Below are 21,703 nucleotides of genomic sequence, written 5' to 3' on the forward strand. Positions count from 1 at the left end.
CTAAGGGATCCCCAAAAATAATTATTAAATTTCAATCACATCACTCACATCCATATTTTTCCAATCGAGTTGCACTACCACCTGTACGAAATAGGCTAGCCCTTCCAAGTAATCTCGCCGCCGCAGCTTAATGGACTGTTTTTTGAAGTATCGCAACCCAACAAATGCCCATGACACTACTCGCCTGTTTTTGCTTGAGTTAGCTTGAAAAGCCCCTGTCTTTCCTGCTTTGTCTATCACAGCACCCAGCATCATTGAGAACCAATGAGCCAATGTTGCGAGCAGTAAAAGTATGTCTAATCGATAGAGTTTGTTCGTTCTGTGCAGATCTGAGCCTAAGCCGAACCTAACACTTTTTTGGTCTCGAAACCCTGCCTCTATCTGCATTCTCATTCCATATAGCTTGAGCACCTTTTCGAGAAAGTGGTGTCTTTTTGGAAGAGAAGAAACGAGTAGCCAAGGCTCCTTATAACCGCGTTTTTTATCTCTTTTTAATAACTTATGTCCCTTGCCAACCAACACTGCATGAGTTTGATATTTTGCACTTTTGGTCAGCTCGGTCGCGCCAAGATACTGGCTCTTACGCTGATTGTTCTTGAATAGTGACTGGCATGGAATAAACTCATCGCTGTCCTGCGTTTTCAAATGTGCCGTACCACGAACCCGACTAATATAATGCCAGCCATTGTTCCGCACGGCTTTGAGCCAGGGGACTTTAAAGCCCGCATCCGTCACAATCACGGGGCGGCAATCACTCGGCAAGATCAGTTTGAGCATCTTTAAAAACCGTTTTTGCACTTTTGGGCAATGATATTGAAAGCTGAATGCACTTTCCTGATACAGGGTTAAAGAGCGACCTTCACTGACAATGCTGGCACGCAGAATACAGTATTTGGTTTGTGTATCAGCATGGCTCCAATCGACCAAAATGACGGGATGCTTTTCAGTGACCACAAAACGGGTTAAGCGAACATAAACCGATATCGATTCACGCAAAAGCTCATTGTTACTGAGTAGTCGGTCAATACGTTTAATATCATGTTTTTCAGTTGTTTTTGAATCCAAATTGCGGCCGATAGACGTCAAGGTGCATTGCTGACAGTGCAAAAGAGATTTAACGGCAGCGACTAGAGTATTAAATCTGGCTTTATGAATAGAGTTAGGGGTGACAGCGCGGAGCATATTGTGCAAAATAGTAGACGCATTCATGGTGTTTAGTTCTGTTGTTTTTAAGCGATTCATAAGATCACAAAACACCATGAATGTTCCCTCACTACCCACATTTTTTAATACTGTTAGTTCATTGATATGTAAAGGCTAATTCTGGGGATACTTTAGGTTAACAACTTCGGTTTCGTTTTGTGTATTAATAACACGCACATCAAGATATCCACCAACTTCAACAGTATTTTTGTCATCTTTGTATAATTCTACTGCCGAAACAGCGGGTGCGAATACAATACTTGCGCTAAAAAGCGTCGCTAATTTTTTGCTCATCTTGTGTGTTGCCCTGTGTAAATTGGTCAATTTTTTACGTAGGTAAAAATTCAGATTCGAAGACTAACAAAGCAATAAACGGCTCAAAAGTGAAAAATACTCAATAAAATTAACTGTTAAACTTAACGGATATTCACTAAAGGTTAATTTTGTTTTTCAGGTGTTGCAAAAGTTTATGTTTTTAATGGTTTGATAGGTAAATAGGATGAGGAATTAGCGATGTGTAAAAATTGTAATTTGAATTAATTTCATCTTGGTTAAAAAGTAGTAACTAGTGCAAAAGCTCTAAAAGTACTTTATTTTCATAATTATAACTTTTTATTATTATAGGGTGAACAAAAATGAGTTAAGTAAACACACAAACACGTTAAAAGTGTTTTTACTCTAATTTGTATCGTAATTTCTAATCTCTTATGCCTGTTTGTAAAACATACTTTATGGATTTTAATTAGAATAAGTTGAATAAAAATTAACGAAACCATTAAATCTAATCCGTTATTTTTACTACTAACTACATAGCCATAATAAATGGCTAAAACGCAGTAGTTTGCTTTTAAACTTTCATAGAAAAACAGGCCATTTTGGTTTAAACTGCGCGCAATTTAAATACATCATTACTCCTTTGGAGGGTAGCGCTATTATTAGTACAGCTAATGTCACCATGCAATTTGGTGCTAAACCATTATTTGAAAATATCTCAGCAAAATTTGGCGATGGTAACCGTTACGGTTTAATCGGTGCAAATGGTTGTGGTAAATCAACATTTATGAAAATTTTAAGTGGTGAGCTCGAAGCGTCTGCAGGTAATGTAAGTACTGATCCTAACGAACGCGTTGCTAAACTTAACCAAGATCAGTTTGCCTACGAAGAATACTCAGTAATCGATACCGTGATTATGGGCCACAAAGAGTTGTGGGAAATTAAACAAGAACGAGACCGTATTTACTCTTTACCTGAAATGAGTGAAGAAGACGGTATGAAAGTAGCCGATCTTGAAACTGAATTTGCTGAAATGGATGGTTACTCTGCAGAATCTAAAGCAGGTGAGCTTTTATTAGGTGTAGGTATTGGCACTGACCAACACTTTGGCCCAATGTCAGAAATTGCACCGGGTTTTAAGCTGCGCGTGCTACTTGCACAGGTATTATTTTCAGACCCAGACATTATGCTACTTGATGAGCCTACTAATAACTTGGATATTTACACCATCAAGTGGTTAGAAGACGTGTTAAATCAGCGCGACTGTACCATGATAATCATCTCGCATGACCGTCACTTTTTAAACTCTGTGTGTACACACATGGCCGACATTGACTACGGCGAGCTTTGTATTTACCCAGGTAATTATGACGAATACATGTTTGCAGCAACGCAAGCACGTGAGCAATTACTTAACGAAAACGCGAAAAAGAAAAACCAAATTGCTGAACTTCAACAGTTTGTATCTCGTTTCTCTGCTAATGCATCTAAAGCTAAGCAAGCAACATCGCGTGCTAAACGTATCGACAAAATCCAATTAGACGAAGTTAAAGCATCTTCACGCCAAACGCCGTTTATCCGTTTTGATCAAGAAAAGCAGTTATTCAGAAACGCACTTGAAATGACAAACTTAACACAAGGTTTTGACGACAATACGTTGTTTTCTGGACTTGAAGGTTTAGTAGAAGTTGGCGAACGTATTGCTATTATTGGTGAAAATGGTGTTGGTAAAACAACATTACTTAATACATTAGCAGGGCGCCTAGCACCTAAAGCTGGTGAGTTTAAGTTCTCAGAAAACGCGAATATTGGTTACTACGCGCAAGATCACGCTGATGAGTTTGCCACCGACATGAACTTGTTTCAGTGGATGGAGCAATGGCAACAAGAAGGCGACGACGAGCAAGTGGTTCGTAGCTTCTTAGGCCGTATGTTATTCTCTCAAAACGATATTAAAAAATCAGTTAAAGTAATTTCAGGTGGTGAGCAAGGCCGCATGTTGTTTGGTAAAATTATGATGCATAAGCCAAACATATTGTTAATGGATGAGCCAACTAACCACATGGATATGGAATCAATTGAAGCGCTTAACTTAGCCCTTGAAGCTTACGAGGGTACATTGATGTTTGTTTCCCACGACCGTCAGTTTGTATCATCGGTTGCAACCCGTATTTGGGAAATTAAAGACGGTAAAGTTATCGACTTTAGAGGCAACTACGCCGAATACTTAGCGAGTAAAGAAGCTTAATTAGCTATTTACCCGTTAACTCTAAAAAGCCATGTTTAAACATGGCTTTTTTTGTTTTTGTGAGTCGCAATTAAACTTGGTTTGGGTATAATACCCGCCTAAAACCGGACATAAGTCCGCTATTTTTAAAATACATTACTGAGGAGTATTTATGACTGTTGGCATTATTATGGGTTCAAAATCAGATTGGCCAACCATGGAACATGCAGCACTTATGCTAGAGCATTTTGGCATTAAGTACGAAACCAAAGTCGTGTCTGCACACCGCACTCCTCAATTACTTGCTGATTACGCAAGTTCAGCCGCAGAACGTGGTATTAAAGTTATTATTGCTGGTGCTGGCGGCGCAGCGCATTTACCTGGTATGGCGGCTGCTTTTACGTCGCTTCCTGTACTTGGCGTACCTGTAAAATCAAAAGCATTAAATGGTGTTGATTCACTTTTATCTATTTGCCAAATGCCTAAAGGCGTTGCAGTAGGTACGCTTGCAATTGGTGAGCCGGGCGCAGCAAACGCGGGTTTATTAGCTGCACAAATTTTAGGATGTCAAAATCCAGAAATTTTTGCAAAAATTGAAGCGTTTCGTAAAGCTCAAACCGACACTATATTAGCTAATCCAAACCCTGCAGAGTAATAATGAATATTTTAATATTAGGTGCAGGGCAACTTGCACGTATGATGAGCCTTGCAGGAGCGCCGCTTAATTTAAACGTTGTTGCATACGATGTAGGCAGTAAACAAATTATGCACCCGCTAACCGGTGAGGTTTATAACACGTCGCTTGAGCAAGCAATATCAAACGCTGATGCCATTACTGCCGAGTTTGAGCACATTCCTGATGATGTTTTAACCCTTTGCTGTAACAGTAATAAGTTTTACCCAGGTAAAGCCGCTATTAAAACCGGTGGCGATCGCTCGCTTGAAAAGGCATTGCTTGATAAAACAAACGTAACTTGTGCGCCGTACCAATTAATTACTGAAAAAGCGCATTTAGAACTTGCCGTTAAAACTCTAGGTAAACCACTTGTAATTAAAACATGCCAAGCGGGTTACGACGGAAAAGGCCAATGGCGTTTAAAATCGGATGATCAAATAGACGAGATTTGGTCACAAATGGCTGATTTTATTGCATCGGGCACCGAGCTTGCGCCACATACGATTATTGCTGAAAAAATGATCCCGTTTGATCGTGAAGTATCTATTATTGGTGCGCGCGACAAACACGGTAATGTTGCTATTTATCCGCTAACAGAAAACGAGCACACAAATGGTGTATTAACGCTTTCTATTGCCGGTAAAAATAATCAAAGTGTTGAAGCTCAAGCAAACGATGCATTTACAAAAATAGCAAACGAGCTTAACTACGTTGGCGTATTAGCAATTGAGTTTTTTGATGTACATGGCACGTTACTCGTTAACGAAATTGCACCGCGCGTACATAACTCTGGCCACTGGACGCAACAAGGTTGCCATTGCTCGCAGTTTGAAAACCACATGCGTGCTGTTGCAGGCTTACCGCTTGGTAATACAGAGCTTAAACACATTACCGCGATGATAAACGTATTAGGCCAACCAAGTATTCCAAGTGAAGTATTAAAAACGGTTGATGTAACGAGCCATTGGTACGGTAAAACTGCAAAACCAGGTCGTAAAATGGGCCATATTAATGTATCAGCTGTTAATATGAGTGAGCTTGCAGACAAACTTGGTGAACTTACAGAGTACCTACCAGAACAAGATTATCCTGGTATTTTAAAAGCAGCTGCCAATTTAGTGCTCAGTGAATAGTTATCATACCTTTATATAAATACCGGCTTAAGCCGGTATTTTTTTGTCATAAAAATGGGCTTTGAATATGTAATACTGTTAAAGTCTAATTTTAAATTTGTGAAGTAAAACAATGAAACTAAAAACAATATCTGGCGTGCTAGCCATTACTGCATTATTTAGCTTAAATACATTTGCATCGGAATCTCTTCGTGTTGCAACTTTTAATGTAAGTATGGATGCAACTAATCACACGCCTAAAGGTGAGCAAGTTAAAAGTGATGCTTTAGTTAATGCACTTAAAGCTAACCACCAGCAAATTAAGAACATAGCGGAAATTATTCAGCGTGTTCGCCCTGATATTATTTTACTTAACGAATTTGATTACATCCCAAAAGAGCAAGGCATTGAATACTTTAATCAGCATTATTTAAATGTAGGTCAGCAAAAACAAGCCGCTATTAACTACCCTTACTCTTATATTGCACCAGTAAATACAGGCCTAGCTACCGAGTTTGATTTAGATAACGATGGCAATAAAAATGGCGTGATGGGCGATGCACAAGGCTTTGGCTTTTTTGAAGGGCATTATGGTATGGCTATTTTGTCAAAATACCCAATTAATTTTGATAAAGTAAGAACCCTTCAAACCTTTAAATATAAAGACATGCCAAATGCACAAATGCCTGTGATGCCTAAAACAGGTGAAAACTGGTATAACGCACAAGAATGGCAAGCACTTAGACTCAGTTCTAAATCGTTTTGGGATTTACCTATCAGCATTAATGATAAAACAATTCATGTTATTGCATCTCACCCAACACCGCCTGTATTTGACGGTGAAGAGGATAGAAACGGCAAGCGTAACCACGATGAAGTAAGATTAATTGCCGATTACGTTTCAAATGCTAAGTATATTTATGACGATAAAGGCGAAAAGGGCGGTTTAAAAGTTCACTCTCGTTTTGTTATTTTAGGCGATTTAAATGCAGCCCCTGAGGGGGACAAAGCCCGTACAAATACCACCGACCAATTACTTAAAAACCCATTAATAAATGCTCACTTTGTTCCAAAAAGTGAAGGTGCTAAAGAGCAGTATGATGTGCCTTATGCACAAAATTACAGTGCTAATTGGCAAGCCCGTGTTGATTACGTTTTACCGTCAAACTATGGCTTAAAAATTAAGGACGGTGGGGTGTTTTGGCCTACTAAAACGAGTAGTGAGTATCGCTTAATTAAAGATAGAAACGCATCGAGCGATCACCGACTGGTGTGGCTTGATTTGGTAATTGAATAACGCCTGTTAACAAGAGAAGCGCTAGTAAACTGAGCTTTACCCTGTTTAATGGCTATTTATCTAAAAAAATTGCAATAACTTAAGTGCTTCTGCTTAAATACGGCTTAATTATAATAACCGTATAGAAGCACTATGATTTTTAATTTTTCTTCATCTAAAACGTTAGTGGCCTTAGCTGTTGCCTCAAGTGTCATGCTTGCAGGTTGTAGCGCTACCGCTAACACCTCTTCAACACAGCAAAGTGCATTACCAGCAACTAAAATTGCTGCGGTTGTAAACACGCCAGCAGATATCGGCTCACAAAAAATAACGCTAGAACAAGCAATGGCCGATCCGGATTGGATGGGTAATCAGCCAGAGGGTGCTTACTGGGCGAGCGATTCGGCTACTATTATTTATGCTCAAAAAGAGCAGGGCAATACACTACGCGATTTATTTAGCCAATCGGTTACTAGCCAAACAGCAGAGCAAGTAGCTCTTAATAAACTTCATACTGTGGGTTCAAATAAAGCCGTTTATTCTAAAAATAAAACAATGGCGGCCTACACATTTAAAGGCAATGTATTTGTTAAAAACCTAAAAACCGGCGAACTTAAACAAATTACAGCTACATCAGCGGGCGAGTCAAAGCCACAATTTTTAAATAATGGCGATTTAGTTTACCGCCAAGGCAATGTATTTTTTAAAGTTGATTTAAAAACAGGCTTAACGAGCGAGCTTGCTAACTTAAAACTTGCTGATGAGCCAAAAGGTATTGAAGAGCCAAGCACGTATATTGCTAAAGAGCAGCATAAATTGATTAAATTTGTGGCGCTTCAACAAAAAAATAAAAAAGATAAGCAAGCTCGCAGTGAGCAAATTAATGAACAAAACGATTCAATTGCTAATACGGCTTATTACTTAGGCGAAGGAAATACCGTTGCAGAAGCGCAGCTTTCGCCAAATGGTGATGCGTTATTAGTCGTTGTACAAAAGCAAACTGATTGGCGTGGTGATGGCGATATTATGCCAAATTATATCACTAATGATGCAACCATTGAGCCTAAAAAAGCACGCCGCCGTGTTGCAGATGCTAAACAAGAAACCTCAAAGCTTGTCTACATCAATTTAACTAACAAAGAGCAAACATCACTTAGCTTTAATACCTTACCGGGCTTTGACGAAGATGTTTTAGCCGCAGTTAAAAAAGAAAATTATGCACGTGATGGTAAAACATATAAGTCCAAAAAGGCACCTCGTGGTATTAACCTTATTATGGACTGGGGTTTTGAGCAAAGCCCAATAGTATGGAACGATGACGGCTCGCAAGTGGCTATCATGCTCGAAGCATGGGACAACAAAGACCGTTGGCTTGCTACTGTAGATTTTAAAAACAACAAACTTGTGTCGCAACATCGCCTGCATGACGACGCATGGATTGCTTATGCGTTTAACGACTTTGGGTGGTTACATAACTCGAACACGCTTTATTACCTATCGGAAGAGTCGGGTTACAGCCAGCTTTATAAAAAACCAGTTAATGGTAGTGCAACCGCGCTAACACAAGGCCAATTTGAGGTTTCTAACTTAACGCTTACAAGTGACGACAGCGCAATTTATTATAAAGCGAATGTTGAACACCCAGGTCTGTACGAAATTTACCGCGTTAACCCGCAAACTGGTAAGAGTGAGCAAGTTACTGACTTAAACGGCATGACCGATTACACGTTGAGCCCAGATGGAACTAAGTTACTCCTTAAGCACTCTACAATTACGATGCCTAATGAGCTTTATGTAGCTGACGCACAAGCCAATACAAAAGCAACGCGATTAACTCATACAGTGTCGGATGAGTTTTTAGCTAAAAAGCTAACTGCACCTAAAATTGTTGCTGTGCCATCGAGCCATACCGAACAACCAATATACGCAAAAGTGTACTACCCAGCTGATTACGTTGAAGGTGAAGTAGGTAAAAATCGCAAAGCAGTTATTTTTAACCACGGCGCGGGTTACTTACAAAACTCACATATGGGATTTTCGGTTTATTTTCGTGAATTTATGTTTCATTCATTGCTCGCTGATGAAGGTTACATAGTAATGGATATGGATTACCGCGCATCTAAAGGTTACGGGCGTGATTGGCGCACTGCAATTTATCGTCAAATGGGAACGCCTGAAACACAAGATTTAGCCGATGGCGTTAAATGGATGGCGCAAAATGCCAACGTTGATACCAAAGCAGTCGGCACTTATGGTGGCTCTTACGGCGGCTTTATGACCTTTATGGCATTGTTTACCGCGCCTGAGTTGTTTCAATCGGGTGCGGCACTTAGACCTGTTACCGATTGGGCACATTACAATACAGGTTATACAGCTAATATATTAAACCATCCTGATGTTGACCCGATTGCGTATGAGCGCAGCTCACCAATTTATTACGCTGAGGGCTTAAACAAACGTTTATTAATTAATGCCCCAATGGTTGACGATAACGTGTTTTTTCAAGACTCAGTGCGTTTAGTACAGCGCTTAATAGAGCTTGAAAAACAAAACTTTGAAACAGCTATATTCCCTGTTGAACCGCATGGCTTTGTACAGCCTTCAAGCTGGTTAGACGAATACCGCCGTATTCATAAATTATTTAAAGAAACGCTTTAAGCTTTAATTATAAAAACAAAAACGCCGCATTGGTTTAGTTAACTAATGCGGCGTTTTTATTGGGTTGAACAAAATCTAACTTTATTTTTTCTTTTTAAAGAGCTCTATAACCAGTGGTATGGCAAGCAGAGTCCCGCCAATTACACCAATTAAATGTGCATCAATAGCCACAGTGGAGTTAATAAGCTTTCCTATATCAGCATTAGGGCCGCTAAATTGCTCAAACGCTATTTTAATCCATACGCCTATAAATAATAAATAACCCGACTTAAGCCCTACGGTTATATCTTTAACTGCGCCCCAAATAATTACACCATGCAGTAGAGCACTTAATCCGGTGTAAATATGTATGTTTGGGCAAAACCAATAAACACCGAGTCCACACCACAGTGCTAGCGAAATTGCATTAAAAGCGTAGCGAGTAGGGGATGTGTATTCGCCATGTAGTAACCATATTAGTAAAACACCACTGGCATTTAATCCCAAATGAGCCCAATTAGCATGAACAAATTGGCTAGAAAAAATTCGCCACAGTTCGCCATCATCAATTAGGCTTCGGTTAAATTCAAGTAAACTATTTAAATCAAATGCAGCAAAAATGGTACTAAAAAGCAGCAAAATAATAGGCGATAATATATAACGAGGTTGAATAGGTAAATTAAGCATTTTATTATATTTTTTTAGTCAAAATTTTTGCATATTGTGCCCGTTTAACTTTAAGATGCCAAATACAACTACGTAATTAAGTGTTTTTAGTATTTTTATGCATTTTAAACTTAACTCATTATTTGCCATTGGGCTGTGCGCAGTATCACTGCCTTCATTTGCACAGCAAACAACTCAAATTGAAACTCGCGAACCTGAAGCTGCTACCGGATTAATCCATAAAAAAGTAGTGCAAGGTGATAAATACATGGTAGCTGCGGCAAATCCATATGCCTCAAAAGCCGGTCAACAAATTTTAGCCCAAGGCGGCAGTGCCGTAGATGCTGCGATTGCTACTCAACTAGTGCTTACTTTAGTTGAACCGCAATCCTCAGGTATTGGCGGTGGTACATTTATGATGTATTACAACAAAGCTAACAATAAATTGACTAGTTTTGATGGCCGCGAAACTGCACCTGCAAATGCAGACGAAACGCTGTTTTTAGATAAACACGGTAAAGCCGTTAAATGGATTGAAGCCGTAGTAGGTGGACGCTCTGTTGGTGTACCCGGTATTTTACATGCCTTTGCAAGCGCACATAAACAATACGGTACATTACCGTGGGAAGCGCTTTTTAAACCGGCTATTGAACTTGCAGAACAAGGATTTGTAGTTTCGCCGCGTTTACATGGCTTATTAGCCCGACAGTTAAACCCTGGCGTGTTGAGCATGCCAATTATTAACGAATACTTTTACCCAAATGGTAAATTAATTGAAGTGGGTAGTGTTAAAAAGAATCAACCACTTGCTGATTTGTACAAAGACATTGCAAAGCAGGGCATTGATGCATTTTACAAAGGCGAAAATGCAAAACAAATGGTTAATGCGGTACAACACTCTAAAATTGCCCCTGGTAAATTAAGCGTACAAGATTTAGCAGATTATAAAAGTAAAGAGCGCGATGCGGTATGTATTCAATACCGTGCTTATAACGTGTGTTCTATGGCACCACCAAGTAGTGGCGGCGTAGCAGTACTGCAAATGCTTGGCTTGCTTGAACATAAAGATATGAGCGCACTTAAGCCAAATGGCGAAAAGGCGATTCATTACTTTAGCCAAGCTTCGCGTATTGCATTTGCCGATCGCGATATGTACATGGGCGATCCCGATTTTACTCAAGTACCTACACAAGAGCTCTTAAACAAAGATTATATTGCCTCACGCGCTAAATTAATTACCGAAACAGACCAAAAAGCCGTAGCAGGTAATCCTGTAGGGTACTTAAGTTATGCAATGGATGATTCATACGAGTTACCTTCTACCTCACATGTATCTATTGTAGATAGTAAAGGCAATGCAGTTTCGATGACCAGTTCAATTGAAATGGCGTTTGGCTCTACGGTTATGGTTAATGGCTTTATTTTAAATAACCAACTAACTGACTTTTCGTTATCGCCACGTAAAAACGGCAAGCTTGTAGCAAACCGTGTAGAGGCTGGTAAACGCCCGCGTAGCTCTATGTCACCGGTAATGGTATTTAATAAAGATGGTAGCTTACGCTTAATCGTAGGCTCACCTGGTGGTAGCCGTATCATCGATTACGTTGCACAAGTTGTTGTGGGTGTTATTGACTGGAATTTATCAGCGCAAGACGCCATTAACTTACCGCGTACAACAAATCGTAACGATTACACCAGCCTTGAAAAAGGCACAACCATTGAAGCCATTGCGCCTGCGCTTACTAAACGCGGCCACAATGTACGTATTATTGATTTAAACTCAGGCTTACACGCAGTTGAAGTTAAAAATAATACCTTATATGGTGGCGCTGATCCGCGCCGTGAAGGTGTTGCGTTATCTGATTTAACTGATAATAACGCCACTATACAATTTTAAATTATGTATAATATACATGCGGGCAGTGAAGCCTGCATGTATTTTCTCTCAATGGTCTGACTAGCTTAATTGTCGTTGCAATTAAACCTCTAACACTGATAATGACAGATCATAACTTAAGACTCCGTTAAAGCCTGGAAATATGACAACTAATACTGATCCTAACTACTTATATATTCATCATTCTGGCCCTGGCCTAATTGAAACACCGCTATTAAATAAAGGCAGCGCCTTTAGTAAAAAAGAACGCGAAAATTTCAATCTTGCTGGTTTACTTCCTCCTCGCTTTGAAACAATAGAAGAGCAAGTTGAGCGTTGTTATCAGCAGTATTCTAGCTTTACCGACAACCTTAATAAGCATATTTACTTACGTGCGATTCAAGATAACAACGAAACACTTTACTACCGTTTAGTGCGTGACCACCTTGAAGAAATGATGCCAATCATTTACACACCGACAGTGGGCGATGCTTGTGAAAAATTCTCTGACATTTATCGCAGCGCACGTGGTTTATTTATTTCGTATGAAGATCGCTACCAAATTGACGACATTTTACGCAACGCTACCAAAGGTAAAGTAAAAGTTATTGTTGTAACCGATGGCGAGCGTATTTTAGGCCTTGGCGATCAGGGTATTGGTGGCATGGGTATTCCAATTGGTAAATTGTCACTTTACACAGCGTGTGGTGGTATAAGCCCAGCATACACATTGCCTGTAATGCTTGATGTGGGTACTAATAACGAAAAGCTTTTAAACGATCCTATGTACATGGGCGCACGCCATAAGCGAATTGCTCAAGACGAATATGATGAGTTTTTAGATTTATTCATTAAAGCGGTTAAACGTCGCTGGCCAAATGTATTACTTCAGTTTGAAGATTTTGCACAGCCAAATGCAATGCCATTACTTAAGCGCTACCGCAATGAAATTTGTAGCTTTAACGATGACATTCAAGGTACTGCGGCTGTAACGGTCGGTTCTTTACTTGCTGCGTGTCGTGTTAAAAATTCAACCCTAAGCCAGCAAAAAGTAGTTTTTGTGGGTGCAGGCTCTGCTGGTTGTGGTATTGCTGAGCAAATTATTAGCCAAATGGTTTTTGAAGGTATTTCAGAAGCACAAGCGCGTAGCCAAGTATTTATGGTTGACCGTTTTGGTTTGCTTAGTGAGGGTATGGAAGGCTTACGCGATTTCCAACAAGCACTTGCACAACCTACAGGCTCGTTAAGTGATTGGACATACAGCGGCGAGTACGCATCACTGCTTGATGTTATGCACTGTGCTGAGCCTGACATTTTGATTGGTGTTTCTGGTCAACCTGGCTTATTTACAGAACAAGTAATACGCGCTATGCATGCCGGTTGTGAACAGCCAATTATTTTCCCATTAAGTAATCCATCTAAGCAAGTAGAAGCGCATCCTGCTGATGTGATTAAGTGGACTGACGGTAAAGCACTTGTTGCCACAGGTAGCCCATTTGATCCTGTTGAGTACAATGGCGAGATGTTCCCAATCCCACAATGTAACAACAGTTATATTTTCCCGGGTATTGGTTTAGGTGTTATTGCCGCTAAAGCGACACGCATTACAGATGCAATGTTAAGTGTATCTAGCGAAATGCTTGCAGAGTCGTCGCCGCGTGCAAACACAGGTAAAGGTAGTTTATTACCAGCCTTGACTGAAATTGAAACGCTAAGTAAACGTATTGCATTTGCCATCGCTAAAAAAGCAATCGAAGAGGGCGTTGCTCTTGAGATTACGGATGATGCATTATGGGCAGCAATCGACAAAAATTACTGGTTACCAAAATACCGTAACTATAAACGTTGTAGTGTTTAATTAGGTTTATAAGTAATTAAAAGTAAATGGCGTAATAGCATTAGTTACAACGCTTAACAAAAAACAGGCAATTGCCTGTTTTTTTGTGCTTGTTCATATTTAATTAACCACGTACGGTGTTTACTTGCTTTTACATAATTAAAGGATCGACTTAATGAAAACACTGACTCTTGTTTTAGGTAGTGCACTGGCTTTTAACGTACTTAGTTTTGATGCACTGGCGGCTGCAACTCCCGATGCTCCTCATATTTATGTTAAGGGCGAAGCGACTCTTACCACAATGCCAGATTACGTGCAGCTTAGCGTAGGTATTACCGAAGTTGATAAAGACTTAATTGCTGCTAAAAATAAAACCGACTTGACCATCGCTAAAGCAATTAAGCTCGTAAAAGAAATTGGTGTTAAAGAGGGAGATATAAACGCCGGGCAAATCTCAATAAACCGTGATAGCCAATATAACCGCACTACCGGTAATCAAGAATTTAAAGGCTTTAAGGTTTCTCGTACGTTAACAGTAAAACTCAGCGATATAAATAAATACCCTGAGTTACTACAAAGCTTAGTTAACAACGGTATTAACGAAATTAATCAAACGCAATTTTTAGCAAGCAACTACAACGAGCTGCATAAAAAAGCGCAAAAGTTAGCAATTAAAGACGCACGGGATGCTGCAAAAGAGTTTAGTGAAGATTATGACGTTGATTTAAAAGGATTATACAGCGCGTCACTAAGTCCACTCAATGTGCAGTCGCAGCCTTATATGCGCGCAGAAAAAGTAATGATGGCTGATAGCGCACCAAGTAACTATGTACCTGATGCCTACCATGCTGGAGAGATTAAAGTAACAGCCTCAAGCTATGCTGTGTACTACATAGATTAAAATATAGGTTCTTCCTAGGGACGATTAACTCTATGTTGCTCGGTTTTTACTTAGCCCACTAGGTTACAAACCTCGCGCCGCGATTTAATCGCCCCTAGATTGAACAAATTTCAATCCAAATAATTCAACACGCCCTAGTGGTGCTCAAAACGTGCCACCAACTTCTCACCTTGCTCTTGGCTAATACGCGCTATTGAGTTGAGCATATTAGTCACTTCGCGTCTGTCGTATTCATTAGTTACATGTTCATTTATGTCATCAACAATCGCATTTAAATAATTAAATAAACTGTTGCGTGCATCGGTATCTTTATGGGCAACAAACAAAATATTTTTAAATGCCTCAAGCACGTTTGTCATTACGTATGCATCGCCTTTGGCGTAATTACGCAGCGGTGTAAAGTTGTCGTGTAATAACTCATCAAAGCTTGTTTCGTGAAGGTACAACAATGGGGCATTATCACTGTGCTTAAACGAGTAGTTAATATCGTTAATTGAAAGTCGTTGAATAAGTAAAATACTCAGCATATCAATTGATTTAACCGCAGTACCAGGATCGTTTATGCCCGGGCTCATTGCCTTAACTGCAATCTCAGATATTTGCGTTAACCCATAACGGTAATGATCGCTAATGTACTCTTCTATATAAAAAATAAAGCAGTCGAGAATTTTATTTATCAACTCTTCATCGTTTGCTATATCTTTATTACATTTTAAAAACGGGTAACCTTTAACTGTAAAATAGCCTTGGTTAACAGAGATATACACCTTTATATCTTGCTCTGCCAAAATGGCACACAGCTTATCGATATGTACGCCTTTATAATACCCTTCCGTTTTACTGCTAACCGAATGCCACTTGCTAAAGTCTGGAAAGTCTTCAAGTGGGTTCTCTTGTTGTCTTTGTATTATTGTTTTAATTTCGTTTTTAGTTTGGCTAAACAAGCCATTTAATACGTTATCAACCTGAATAGCACGAGAGATTGAATGTATAAAAAATACAAATAAACCTAATGAAATCAATCCAAAAACAAGTGCGAATAACACACCAATTGAAGGAATAGCCGTACTGCCACCTTCAAGTTTATTAATATTTATAAGCATAATAATTGAGTAAATTATGCTGCCTAAATAAAAGCCCAAAACCATTTGATGTGATTTACGCGTAATAAGCCCAGGTACTACGCGGGGCGATAAACTCGCACTGGCCGAATTTAAAACGACCATTACCATTGAAAAACTAAACACGGTAAGCGAAATAATACTCCCCGCTAAGGTGCTTAAAATAGTACGTGCGTTTTCAGCGCTATCAACAAGTACAACCGATATAAACGATTTTAGCTGCTCAATAGGCGCTAAATATTCAACCGACATAGTAATAATGGCAAATGCTAAAAAGCCCACTGAAAGCATCGAAGGGTAAAAGCCAATACTGTTAATCATTTCACGGTAACTGTCGGCTACTTTGCGAGGTACAAACATAAAATCCTTATGTAATTTCTACTTACTTAATACCCTAGCTTAGCATAGGCATTTATTAAACTTCTGATAATGCTGCTCAAATTTATATGTTATTATCACGCCCACAATAATAAAGCGCATGCTTATGCGATAAAAATAACAGGAAAACGCCGTGATCATTTCAACTTATGCTGCATTACTTGCCTTCTTTTACATTTATTTGAGCTTTAACGTAATAAAAGTGCGCCGCGCTGAGCAGATATCACTTGGTGATAACGGTAACGCAACGCTGCAACGTGCTGTACGTGCCCACGCTAACTTTATGGAATACGTGCCAATTGCTTTAATTTTACTCTTTTTGGCAGAGTACCAAGGACTTGCTAGCCATTACTGCCATATATTAGGTGGTGCGTTATTAATAGGGCGTGTATTTCAAAATTTAGGCATAGTAGAAAAAAGTCTGAAATATCGCCAAATTGGTACTATTGCTACATTTTTGGTGATTATTGTTAGCGCCTTTTTATTGCTAGTAACACGTGGCTAATTAAAGAAAAGCTAATGAGCAAAATATTTATAATAGGTTTACCGCGTACCGGCACAACCAGTGTGTGCCACGCATTTTTAGAGCTCGGCATTACAACGGCGCATACCGCGTATACTAATGCTTGTTTTGAAAATGCTAACGCGATTGCCGACACTCCCATATTTAACGACTTTAAAGCACTTGATATTCATTACCCAGACTCTAAGTTTATTTATTTAGAGCGCGAATTGAGTGCATGGCTACCTTCAATAAAGCAGCTTTTAACGCGTATGCACACTAATTTAACCCGTGCAGACGGGGGCTTTAATATTCATATAAAACGCTGTTATTTAAATACGTTTAGTGAGCTTTCGCTTGATAATATTAGCGACGATAGTTACTTAGCAGACTGTTATGATACACATTTTAATGATGCTCAAACGTACTTTAATAACCGTGACGACGATTTTTTATCCATTGATATAGCAAAGCCTAATAGTTACAAAAAGTTGTGTAATTTTTTAGGGTTAGAAAGTGATAAAACTGATTTTGAAAAAATGAATGTGGGCGGAAAAGTCACCGCATGGAACGATATTAAACACCCGTTAAAAGTTGAGTCTACGGCTAAAGGGCGCATAGATAAATTACTGCCTTACAAGATTTTTTAAATCAAATACGTTAAAATCCCCGCATTATTATTTAAGTTGTACAGAACATGTTTGAATTAAAATACCACACCCCATTTGAATGGACCGAAGTTGTCCTTGCTGACTTTAATACTTTTTTACAAGATCACGCCGCTGCGGAAAAAAAAGCATCGGGTATGGCTATGTCTATGCTTTCGCATTATCCAGACAAACGTAAATTAGTAAAAGCTATGACCGACTTAGCGCTAGAAGAATTAATACACTTTAAACAAGTACTTAGATTGCTTTTAGAGCGAGATGTAAACTTAGGTGACGACAAAAAAGACCCGTACATAAAACAAATACGTGCACTGTTTAGACATGGTCGTGATGGTTTTTTAATGGACCGATTACTGGTTGGCGGTGTAATTGAAGCACGTGGCCACGAGCGTTTTTCTTTAGTTGCACAAGCACTTCCTGAGGGTAAAGAAAAAGATTTTTATGTTGCTATTGCTAAGTCAGAAGAAAAACATAAAAACCTATTTGTAGAACTAGCTTACGAATACTTTGAAAAAGAAGAAGTTGATGTTCGCCTAGAAGAGCTGCTTATAGCTGAAGCTAAAATCTGTGAAAGCATCCCGTTTACAGCCGCTTTGCATTAACTAAAACTAGCGCAGAGCCTATTTTATTCGCTTTGCGCCACCTGCCTCTACTCTCATTTCTTGGTTAAACCCTTCATGAATTATTGATTTGCAATTTGCGAATCAAAATAATAAAAACCACATTTATAAACTTCAATCTACTGATAATAAAAATAAAAACCCTTGGTCTCATACTTGCTACCTATATATTAAGCAAATTGAGGGAAAGGCTTATGTTAAAATTTACTTTTATACTATTACTAATATCTTTTAGCGCCATAGGCAGTGAAAGTCATTTAGATTATATAGAAAATGCAAATGGTGAGCGGGTACAAAAAGTATCACACTTAGTTAAATGGACACATACTCGCTTTGTTTTTACCCGTGATATTTCGCGTATAGCACTTGGCCACGAAACAACGCTTGATGTGAACGTGGTTAATGGTCGCGAGCTACTAATTTTAGCTAAAAAGTTGGGCCGTACATCTATGATGGTGTGGTACGACGATAAAAGCTCGGAAACATTTCACTATTTTACAAACCACATTTGAGCTGGTCGGTATCGATTTAGTAAATAACCTTATCATTAGTGAAACACTGAGCTTAATAGGGATTGAGCCAGGTATTACATATTGCAAAACATCACTTAATTTAGTTAATGCAGAACAAGTAATTAATATCACCACAGGCGAACCTGCTCTTAGTAGTTTAACGCCACCATTTAAAGTTTTACTGCCAGTACATAGCGGCCAAAACAGGACAACGTGGATACATACTCCCCCAAAAGGGGAAGGAGAACGTCAATGAACGCCTCAAATATATTTACCTCACATGCTAATTTAGCAGATACACCAACTGATGAAATATCAACAGAAATTAAAGAAACGCTAACGCTACTAAAACAGTTTTATGATGTTCCAATTGTTAAATTTATCGATTTTAGAGAGGTTTATTCAGAGCAGTTAATAACCTGCAACGATAAAGAAAGTGTCGAAAATGAGTTATTAAGCTATCAACAACGCTGCACACAAGAAAAACTATATTTATTTGAAGATACTTTTTTTGATGATGTATCAAACAACACGCACAAATTAATTCGCTTTTATGCACAATATCCAATTTATAGTGTCACTAATAAATTAATTGGCGTAGTGCTGATGGCTGATTTAGCACCTAAAACATTAATAGGTTCACAAAAAAATCAGTTTATTTCATTTGCTCAATTATTGCAGACACAGTTAAATAAAAATTCAGATTCAGTAAGTAATCAAAGTACTAATCCTGTGAAAAAAAATTATGGGGAAAAGTATATTCATGTATTTAGTTTAGCGCCCGTGGCATTCTTAATTGCATTAGTATTATGCTCATTCACTGCATTACTGCTTTATACTATAGAAAAAAAGGAGCTGCAAAGTAATTACAATGAACAAACTCAGCAATTACGTAAAACGTTATTTAATGCTTTAGAGCGATTTGATAATCAAGGATTATATATATCGCAAAAAGATTTAGTTATCGCAGGCTTTTTACAAAGCCAAAATAGCTATACAAAAGAGCAGCTTAATGATTTAGTACAGAGTCAGGTTTCACAAAGCTTAACTTATAAAGGGTATATTGTGTTTGATTCTGAGTATAACCAACTTGCACTTTGGTCAAAAAATAATTTTGATTTAGCCGCGTATGGATTTAAAAACTGGTTAGAAAAATTCAATAATAGAGCGAATAAACAAGCAGTAGAAGTATTTACTGTTGCAGATACGGCCTTCTTAATTTCTGAAATAAAAATTAAACAAGGCTCTATTTATACACTTACAGCATTTGATTTAAGTAAGTTTTTAAAAGCCGTTATTGGCAAATTAAACACTGAAAATTATAACGTTTTTATAGTAACACCACAGTTTACTTTAGGAAAACAAGGAGAAGTTAGCCCGAGTATAATTAAAAATAGTATTAGCGCTTTAAGTAGTCGTTTTCCACCTACATGGCGCTTACATGTGCAACCTATGAATAAAATAGTACGCCCACAAATAACTAAATATAGTTTAATTAGATTAGGGTTAATCTCTTTTTGTGTATTTGCCTTTGTGTATTATTTTTTACGTTTGCCAAGACGTTTACACAACGAAATAAAACAAAAAAATCAGTTAATACTCAATAGAGAAGAGCTTTTTTCAAGTTCTCTTGATGCACTGCCGCATGGGTTTGCTATTTTTAATAGCCACGAATTTCCTGTGATCACCAACAATGCATTTAACCTTTTATTTGCACAAGTGAATAAACAAAATAGTCAGCTATCGTATAGCCAGCTGGTAAGTATTGCGCAGCAGAATAATATTATAAATCACTACCATGAACATCATAAGCTTGATGATGATCGTAACCAATTAATAGATATAGGTTTTACAGACGGGAAGTGGATAACTGTATTACAAAGACATACAGATTTTAATGGTTTCGTTTGCTACTTTAGAGATGATACAGAGGCACATCAAAAAGAATGTTTACTCGCTGATGTTCTTGAAAAATCAAAACAGACAAATCAATTAAAAGAAAAATTTGTTTCAAGGCTTATTTGTTTCAAGGCTTAGCCGTCAATTAAAAACGCCTTTATCATCTTTAAAGTCATTAATTGAAATATCAAAAGATCCTATAAGCTTTAACGAATTTAAAAACAATGTAGGGAATATTTCTGATGTGTGCGACCAGCTTGAAAGTGTGATTCAACAGCTCGTAAATATAAATAAATCAGAGATAGGTAAGTTAAAGCTTCAAGCCAAAAACGTAAATCTAAAGAAACTGATCAATAATAACATGTCAATTTTAACGAAAGAGGCTGAAAATAATAAAATAGTTTTGAAAAATAATATTACATCAGAGTTAACGGTAGCAAGCGATGAAAAGTTAATTTCTCAACTGGTTATTCAGTTAGTTACTGAGGTTTTGGATTCATCAAGTAATACAACGCTTTCAATTGACGCTCAGATTAAAAAAGAAAGTACTCGTAATTACTTAAACCTCGACTTTTCATTAAGTAATTTAATCAACACTAACCATTTTATAACTGAACTTAAAAGCATTTCGGGTGATAATATAACACGCTTTATAGATGATAAAGACTTATCATTAGAGTTAAAGTTTTTTATCTCGATATTTAAAATGCTTGGTGGGAAAGCGATAATTATTAGCAGTAATGCAAATAAAACGACGATATCACTTTCTATGTTGGTAAACCTAGCGAGTAAACAAAACAAAGATGATGAACAAGAAGTATTAAACAGTCCATTAATAACTACCGATTTAGTAAATATTAATCCATTAACTAATGAAGAACAAAACACGCTATTACTGGTTGATGACGATCCACTGGTTGAAATTGTTATTAGGGCAATGCTAAAAAATGAGAGCATTAAAATAGATTACGCGCGCAGTGCTATAGAAGCAATGTTAATGGTATCTCAAAACAGTTACGACATTATTTTAATGGACATAGTAATGCCAGAATTATCAGGAACTGATGCTATGTTAAAAATTAAAAAACACAGTGATAATTCTAAAACTAAAATAATTGCACATACATCGACACCCGATCCAGAATCTAAATATGTAAACCAGGGCTTTGATGACATGCTATTAAAACCTGTAAAACAAGGCATATTAATAAACCAAATAGCACGTATTTTAAAAAGATAGGCCGCTATACCAACCGCCTTAATGTAGATTTTATGTAACGATAAAATATTAATGCCGGTTGGTGTTACATATAGCGTAA

Annotated in this window: 17 protein-coding genes and 1 pseudogene; 14 read left to right on the plus strand and 4 right to left on the minus strand. The window is 38.0% G+C overall.

Going from position 1 to position 21,703, the window contains the following annotated elements:
- Positions 1-24: 24 nt before the first annotated feature.
- Together L655_RS0105575 and L655_RS0105580 are read right to left on the minus strand one after the other, a co-directional pair.
- On the minus strand, positions 25-1,242 hold the full coding sequence (locus tag L655_RS0105575) for an IS4 family transposase (RefSeq protein ID WP_125825536.1): 1,218 nt from the start codon (positions 1,240-1,242) through the stop codon (positions 25-27).
- A 96-nt stretch (positions 1,243-1,338) separates the two neighbouring features.
- Positions 1,339-1,497 (minus strand): annotated as a pseudogene (locus L655_RS0105580) (porin); the annotation flags it as partial.
- A 637-nt stretch (positions 1,498-2,134) separates the two neighbouring features.
- Here L655_RS0105580 and L655_RS0105585 point away from each other — a divergent pair.
- The 5 genes from L655_RS0105585 to L655_RS0105605 all read left to right on the plus strand — a co-directional run bounded on the left by L655_RS0105585 (position 2,135) and on the right by L655_RS0105605 (position 9,425).
- Entirely contained in the window at positions 2,135-3,724 is a 1,590-nt protein-coding gene (locus tag L655_RS0105585) for an ABC-F family ATPase (protein WP_076915297.1), read from the plus strand.
- Positions 3,725-3,875: 151 nt separating this feature from the next.
- Positions 3,876-4,358, plus strand: a complete 483-nt coding sequence (gene purE, locus L655_RS0105590) for a 5-(carboxyamino)imidazole ribonucleotide mutase (protein ID WP_002962540.1) — start codon at positions 3,876-3,878, stop codon at positions 4,356-4,358.
- Between the two features lie 2 nt (positions 4,359-4,360).
- Positions 4,361-5,512: a 5-(carboxyamino)imidazole ribonucleotide synthase gene (locus L655_RS0105595; RefSeq protein ID WP_024604377.1), complete on the plus strand. Its 1,152-nt coding sequence runs from the start codon at positions 4,361-4,363 to the stop codon at positions 5,510-5,512.
- 112 nt (positions 5,513-5,624) lie between these two features.
- Positions 5,625-6,788: an endonuclease/exonuclease/phosphatase family protein gene (locus L655_RS0105600; RefSeq protein ID WP_024604378.1), complete on the plus strand. Its 1,164-nt coding sequence runs from the start codon at positions 5,625-5,627 to the stop codon at positions 6,786-6,788.
- Between the two features lie 132 nt (positions 6,789-6,920).
- A complete protein-coding gene (locus L655_RS0105605) occupies positions 6,921-9,425 on the plus strand; it encodes a prolyl oligopeptidase family serine peptidase (protein WP_024604379.1) in 2,505 nt (834 codons plus the stop codon).
- An 81-nt stretch (positions 9,426-9,506) separates the two neighbouring features.
- On the opposite strand, the gene rrtA is transcribed toward L655_RS0105605, so the two are convergent.
- The gene (gene rrtA / locus L655_RS0105610) at positions 9,507-10,091 is read right to left on the minus strand and encodes a rhombosortase (protein ID WP_024604380.1); all 585 of its coding nucleotides are present in this window, start codon (positions 10,089-10,091) and stop codon (positions 9,507-9,509) included.
- A 97-nt stretch (positions 10,092-10,188) separates the two neighbouring features.
- Between rrtA and ggt the strand changes: the two genes are divergently transcribed.
- From ggt to L655_RS0105625, 3 genes are all read left to right on the plus strand, one after another.
- On the plus strand, positions 10,189-11,967 hold the full coding sequence (gene ggt, locus L655_RS0105615; RefSeq protein ID WP_024604381.1) for a gamma-glutamyltransferase: 1,779 nt from the start codon (positions 10,189-10,191) through the stop codon (positions 11,965-11,967).
- Positions 11,968-12,109: 142 nt separating this feature from the next.
- Positions 12,110-13,804, plus strand: coding sequence for an NAD-dependent malic enzyme (locus L655_RS0105620; RefSeq protein ID WP_024604382.1), 1,695 nt, complete (start codon positions 12,110-12,112; stop codon positions 13,802-13,804).
- Positions 13,805-13,958: 154 nt separating this feature from the next.
- Positions 13,959-14,684: an SIMPL domain-containing protein gene (locus L655_RS0105625; protein ID WP_024604383.1), complete on the plus strand. Its 726-nt coding sequence runs from the start codon at positions 13,959-13,961 to the stop codon at positions 14,682-14,684.
- A 134-nt stretch (positions 14,685-14,818) separates the two neighbouring features.
- On the opposite strand, the gene L655_RS0105630 is transcribed toward L655_RS0105625, so the two are convergent.
- Positions 14,819-16,165 carry a DUF2254 domain-containing protein gene (locus L655_RS0105630; RefSeq protein WP_024604384.1) on the minus strand — a complete coding sequence of 449 codons (1,347 nt, stop codon included), beginning with the start codon at positions 16,163-16,165 and terminating at the stop codon, positions 14,819-14,821.
- Between the two features lie 151 nt (positions 16,166-16,316).
- Here L655_RS0105630 and L655_RS0105635 point away from each other — a divergent pair, with 151 nt between their 5' ends.
- From L655_RS0105635 to L655_RS1000000127870, 6 genes are all read left to right on the plus strand, one after another.
- The gene (locus L655_RS0105635; protein ID WP_024604385.1) at positions 16,317-16,688 is read left to right on the plus strand and encodes an MAPEG family protein; all 372 of its coding nucleotides are present in this window, start codon (positions 16,317-16,319) and stop codon (positions 16,686-16,688) included.
- A gap of 14 nt (positions 16,689-16,702) precedes the next feature.
- Positions 16,703-17,335, plus strand: coding sequence for a sulfotransferase (locus tag L655_RS0105640; protein WP_024604386.1), 633 nt, complete (start codon positions 16,703-16,705; stop codon positions 17,333-17,335).
- A 47-nt stretch (positions 17,336-17,382) separates the two neighbouring features.
- Entirely contained in the window at positions 17,383-17,955 is a 573-nt protein-coding gene (locus L655_RS0105645; protein WP_024604387.1) for a tRNA-(ms[2]io[6]A)-hydroxylase, read from the plus strand.
- A gap of 212 nt (positions 17,956-18,167) precedes the next feature.
- Positions 18,168-18,485 carry a pilus assembly protein N-terminal domain-containing protein gene (locus L655_RS0105650; protein WP_024599105.1) on the plus strand — a complete coding sequence of 106 codons (318 nt, stop codon included), beginning with the start codon at positions 18,168-18,170 and terminating at the stop codon, positions 18,483-18,485.
- A gap of 252 nt (positions 18,486-18,737) precedes the next feature.
- Positions 18,738-20,522 carry a hypothetical protein gene (locus tag L655_RS1000000127865; protein WP_029751616.1) on the plus strand — a complete coding sequence of 595 codons (1,785 nt, stop codon included), beginning with the start codon at positions 18,738-18,740 and terminating at the stop codon, positions 20,520-20,522.
- Positions 20,491-21,624 (plus strand): response regulator, encoded by a 1,134-nt coding sequence (locus L655_RS1000000127870; RefSeq protein ID WP_241764451.1) that lies wholly within the window; start codon positions 20,491-20,493, stop codon positions 21,622-21,624. Before L655_RS1000000127865 ends, L655_RS1000000127870 begins: the two co-directional genes overlap by 32 nt.
- Positions 21,625-21,703: the final 79 nt, after the last annotated feature.

Origin of the sequence: Pseudoalteromonas sp. TAE79, assembly GCF_000498015.1 — a bacterium.
Taxonomy (GTDB): Bacteria; Pseudomonadota; Gammaproteobacteria; order Enterobacterales; family Alteromonadaceae; genus Pseudoalteromonas.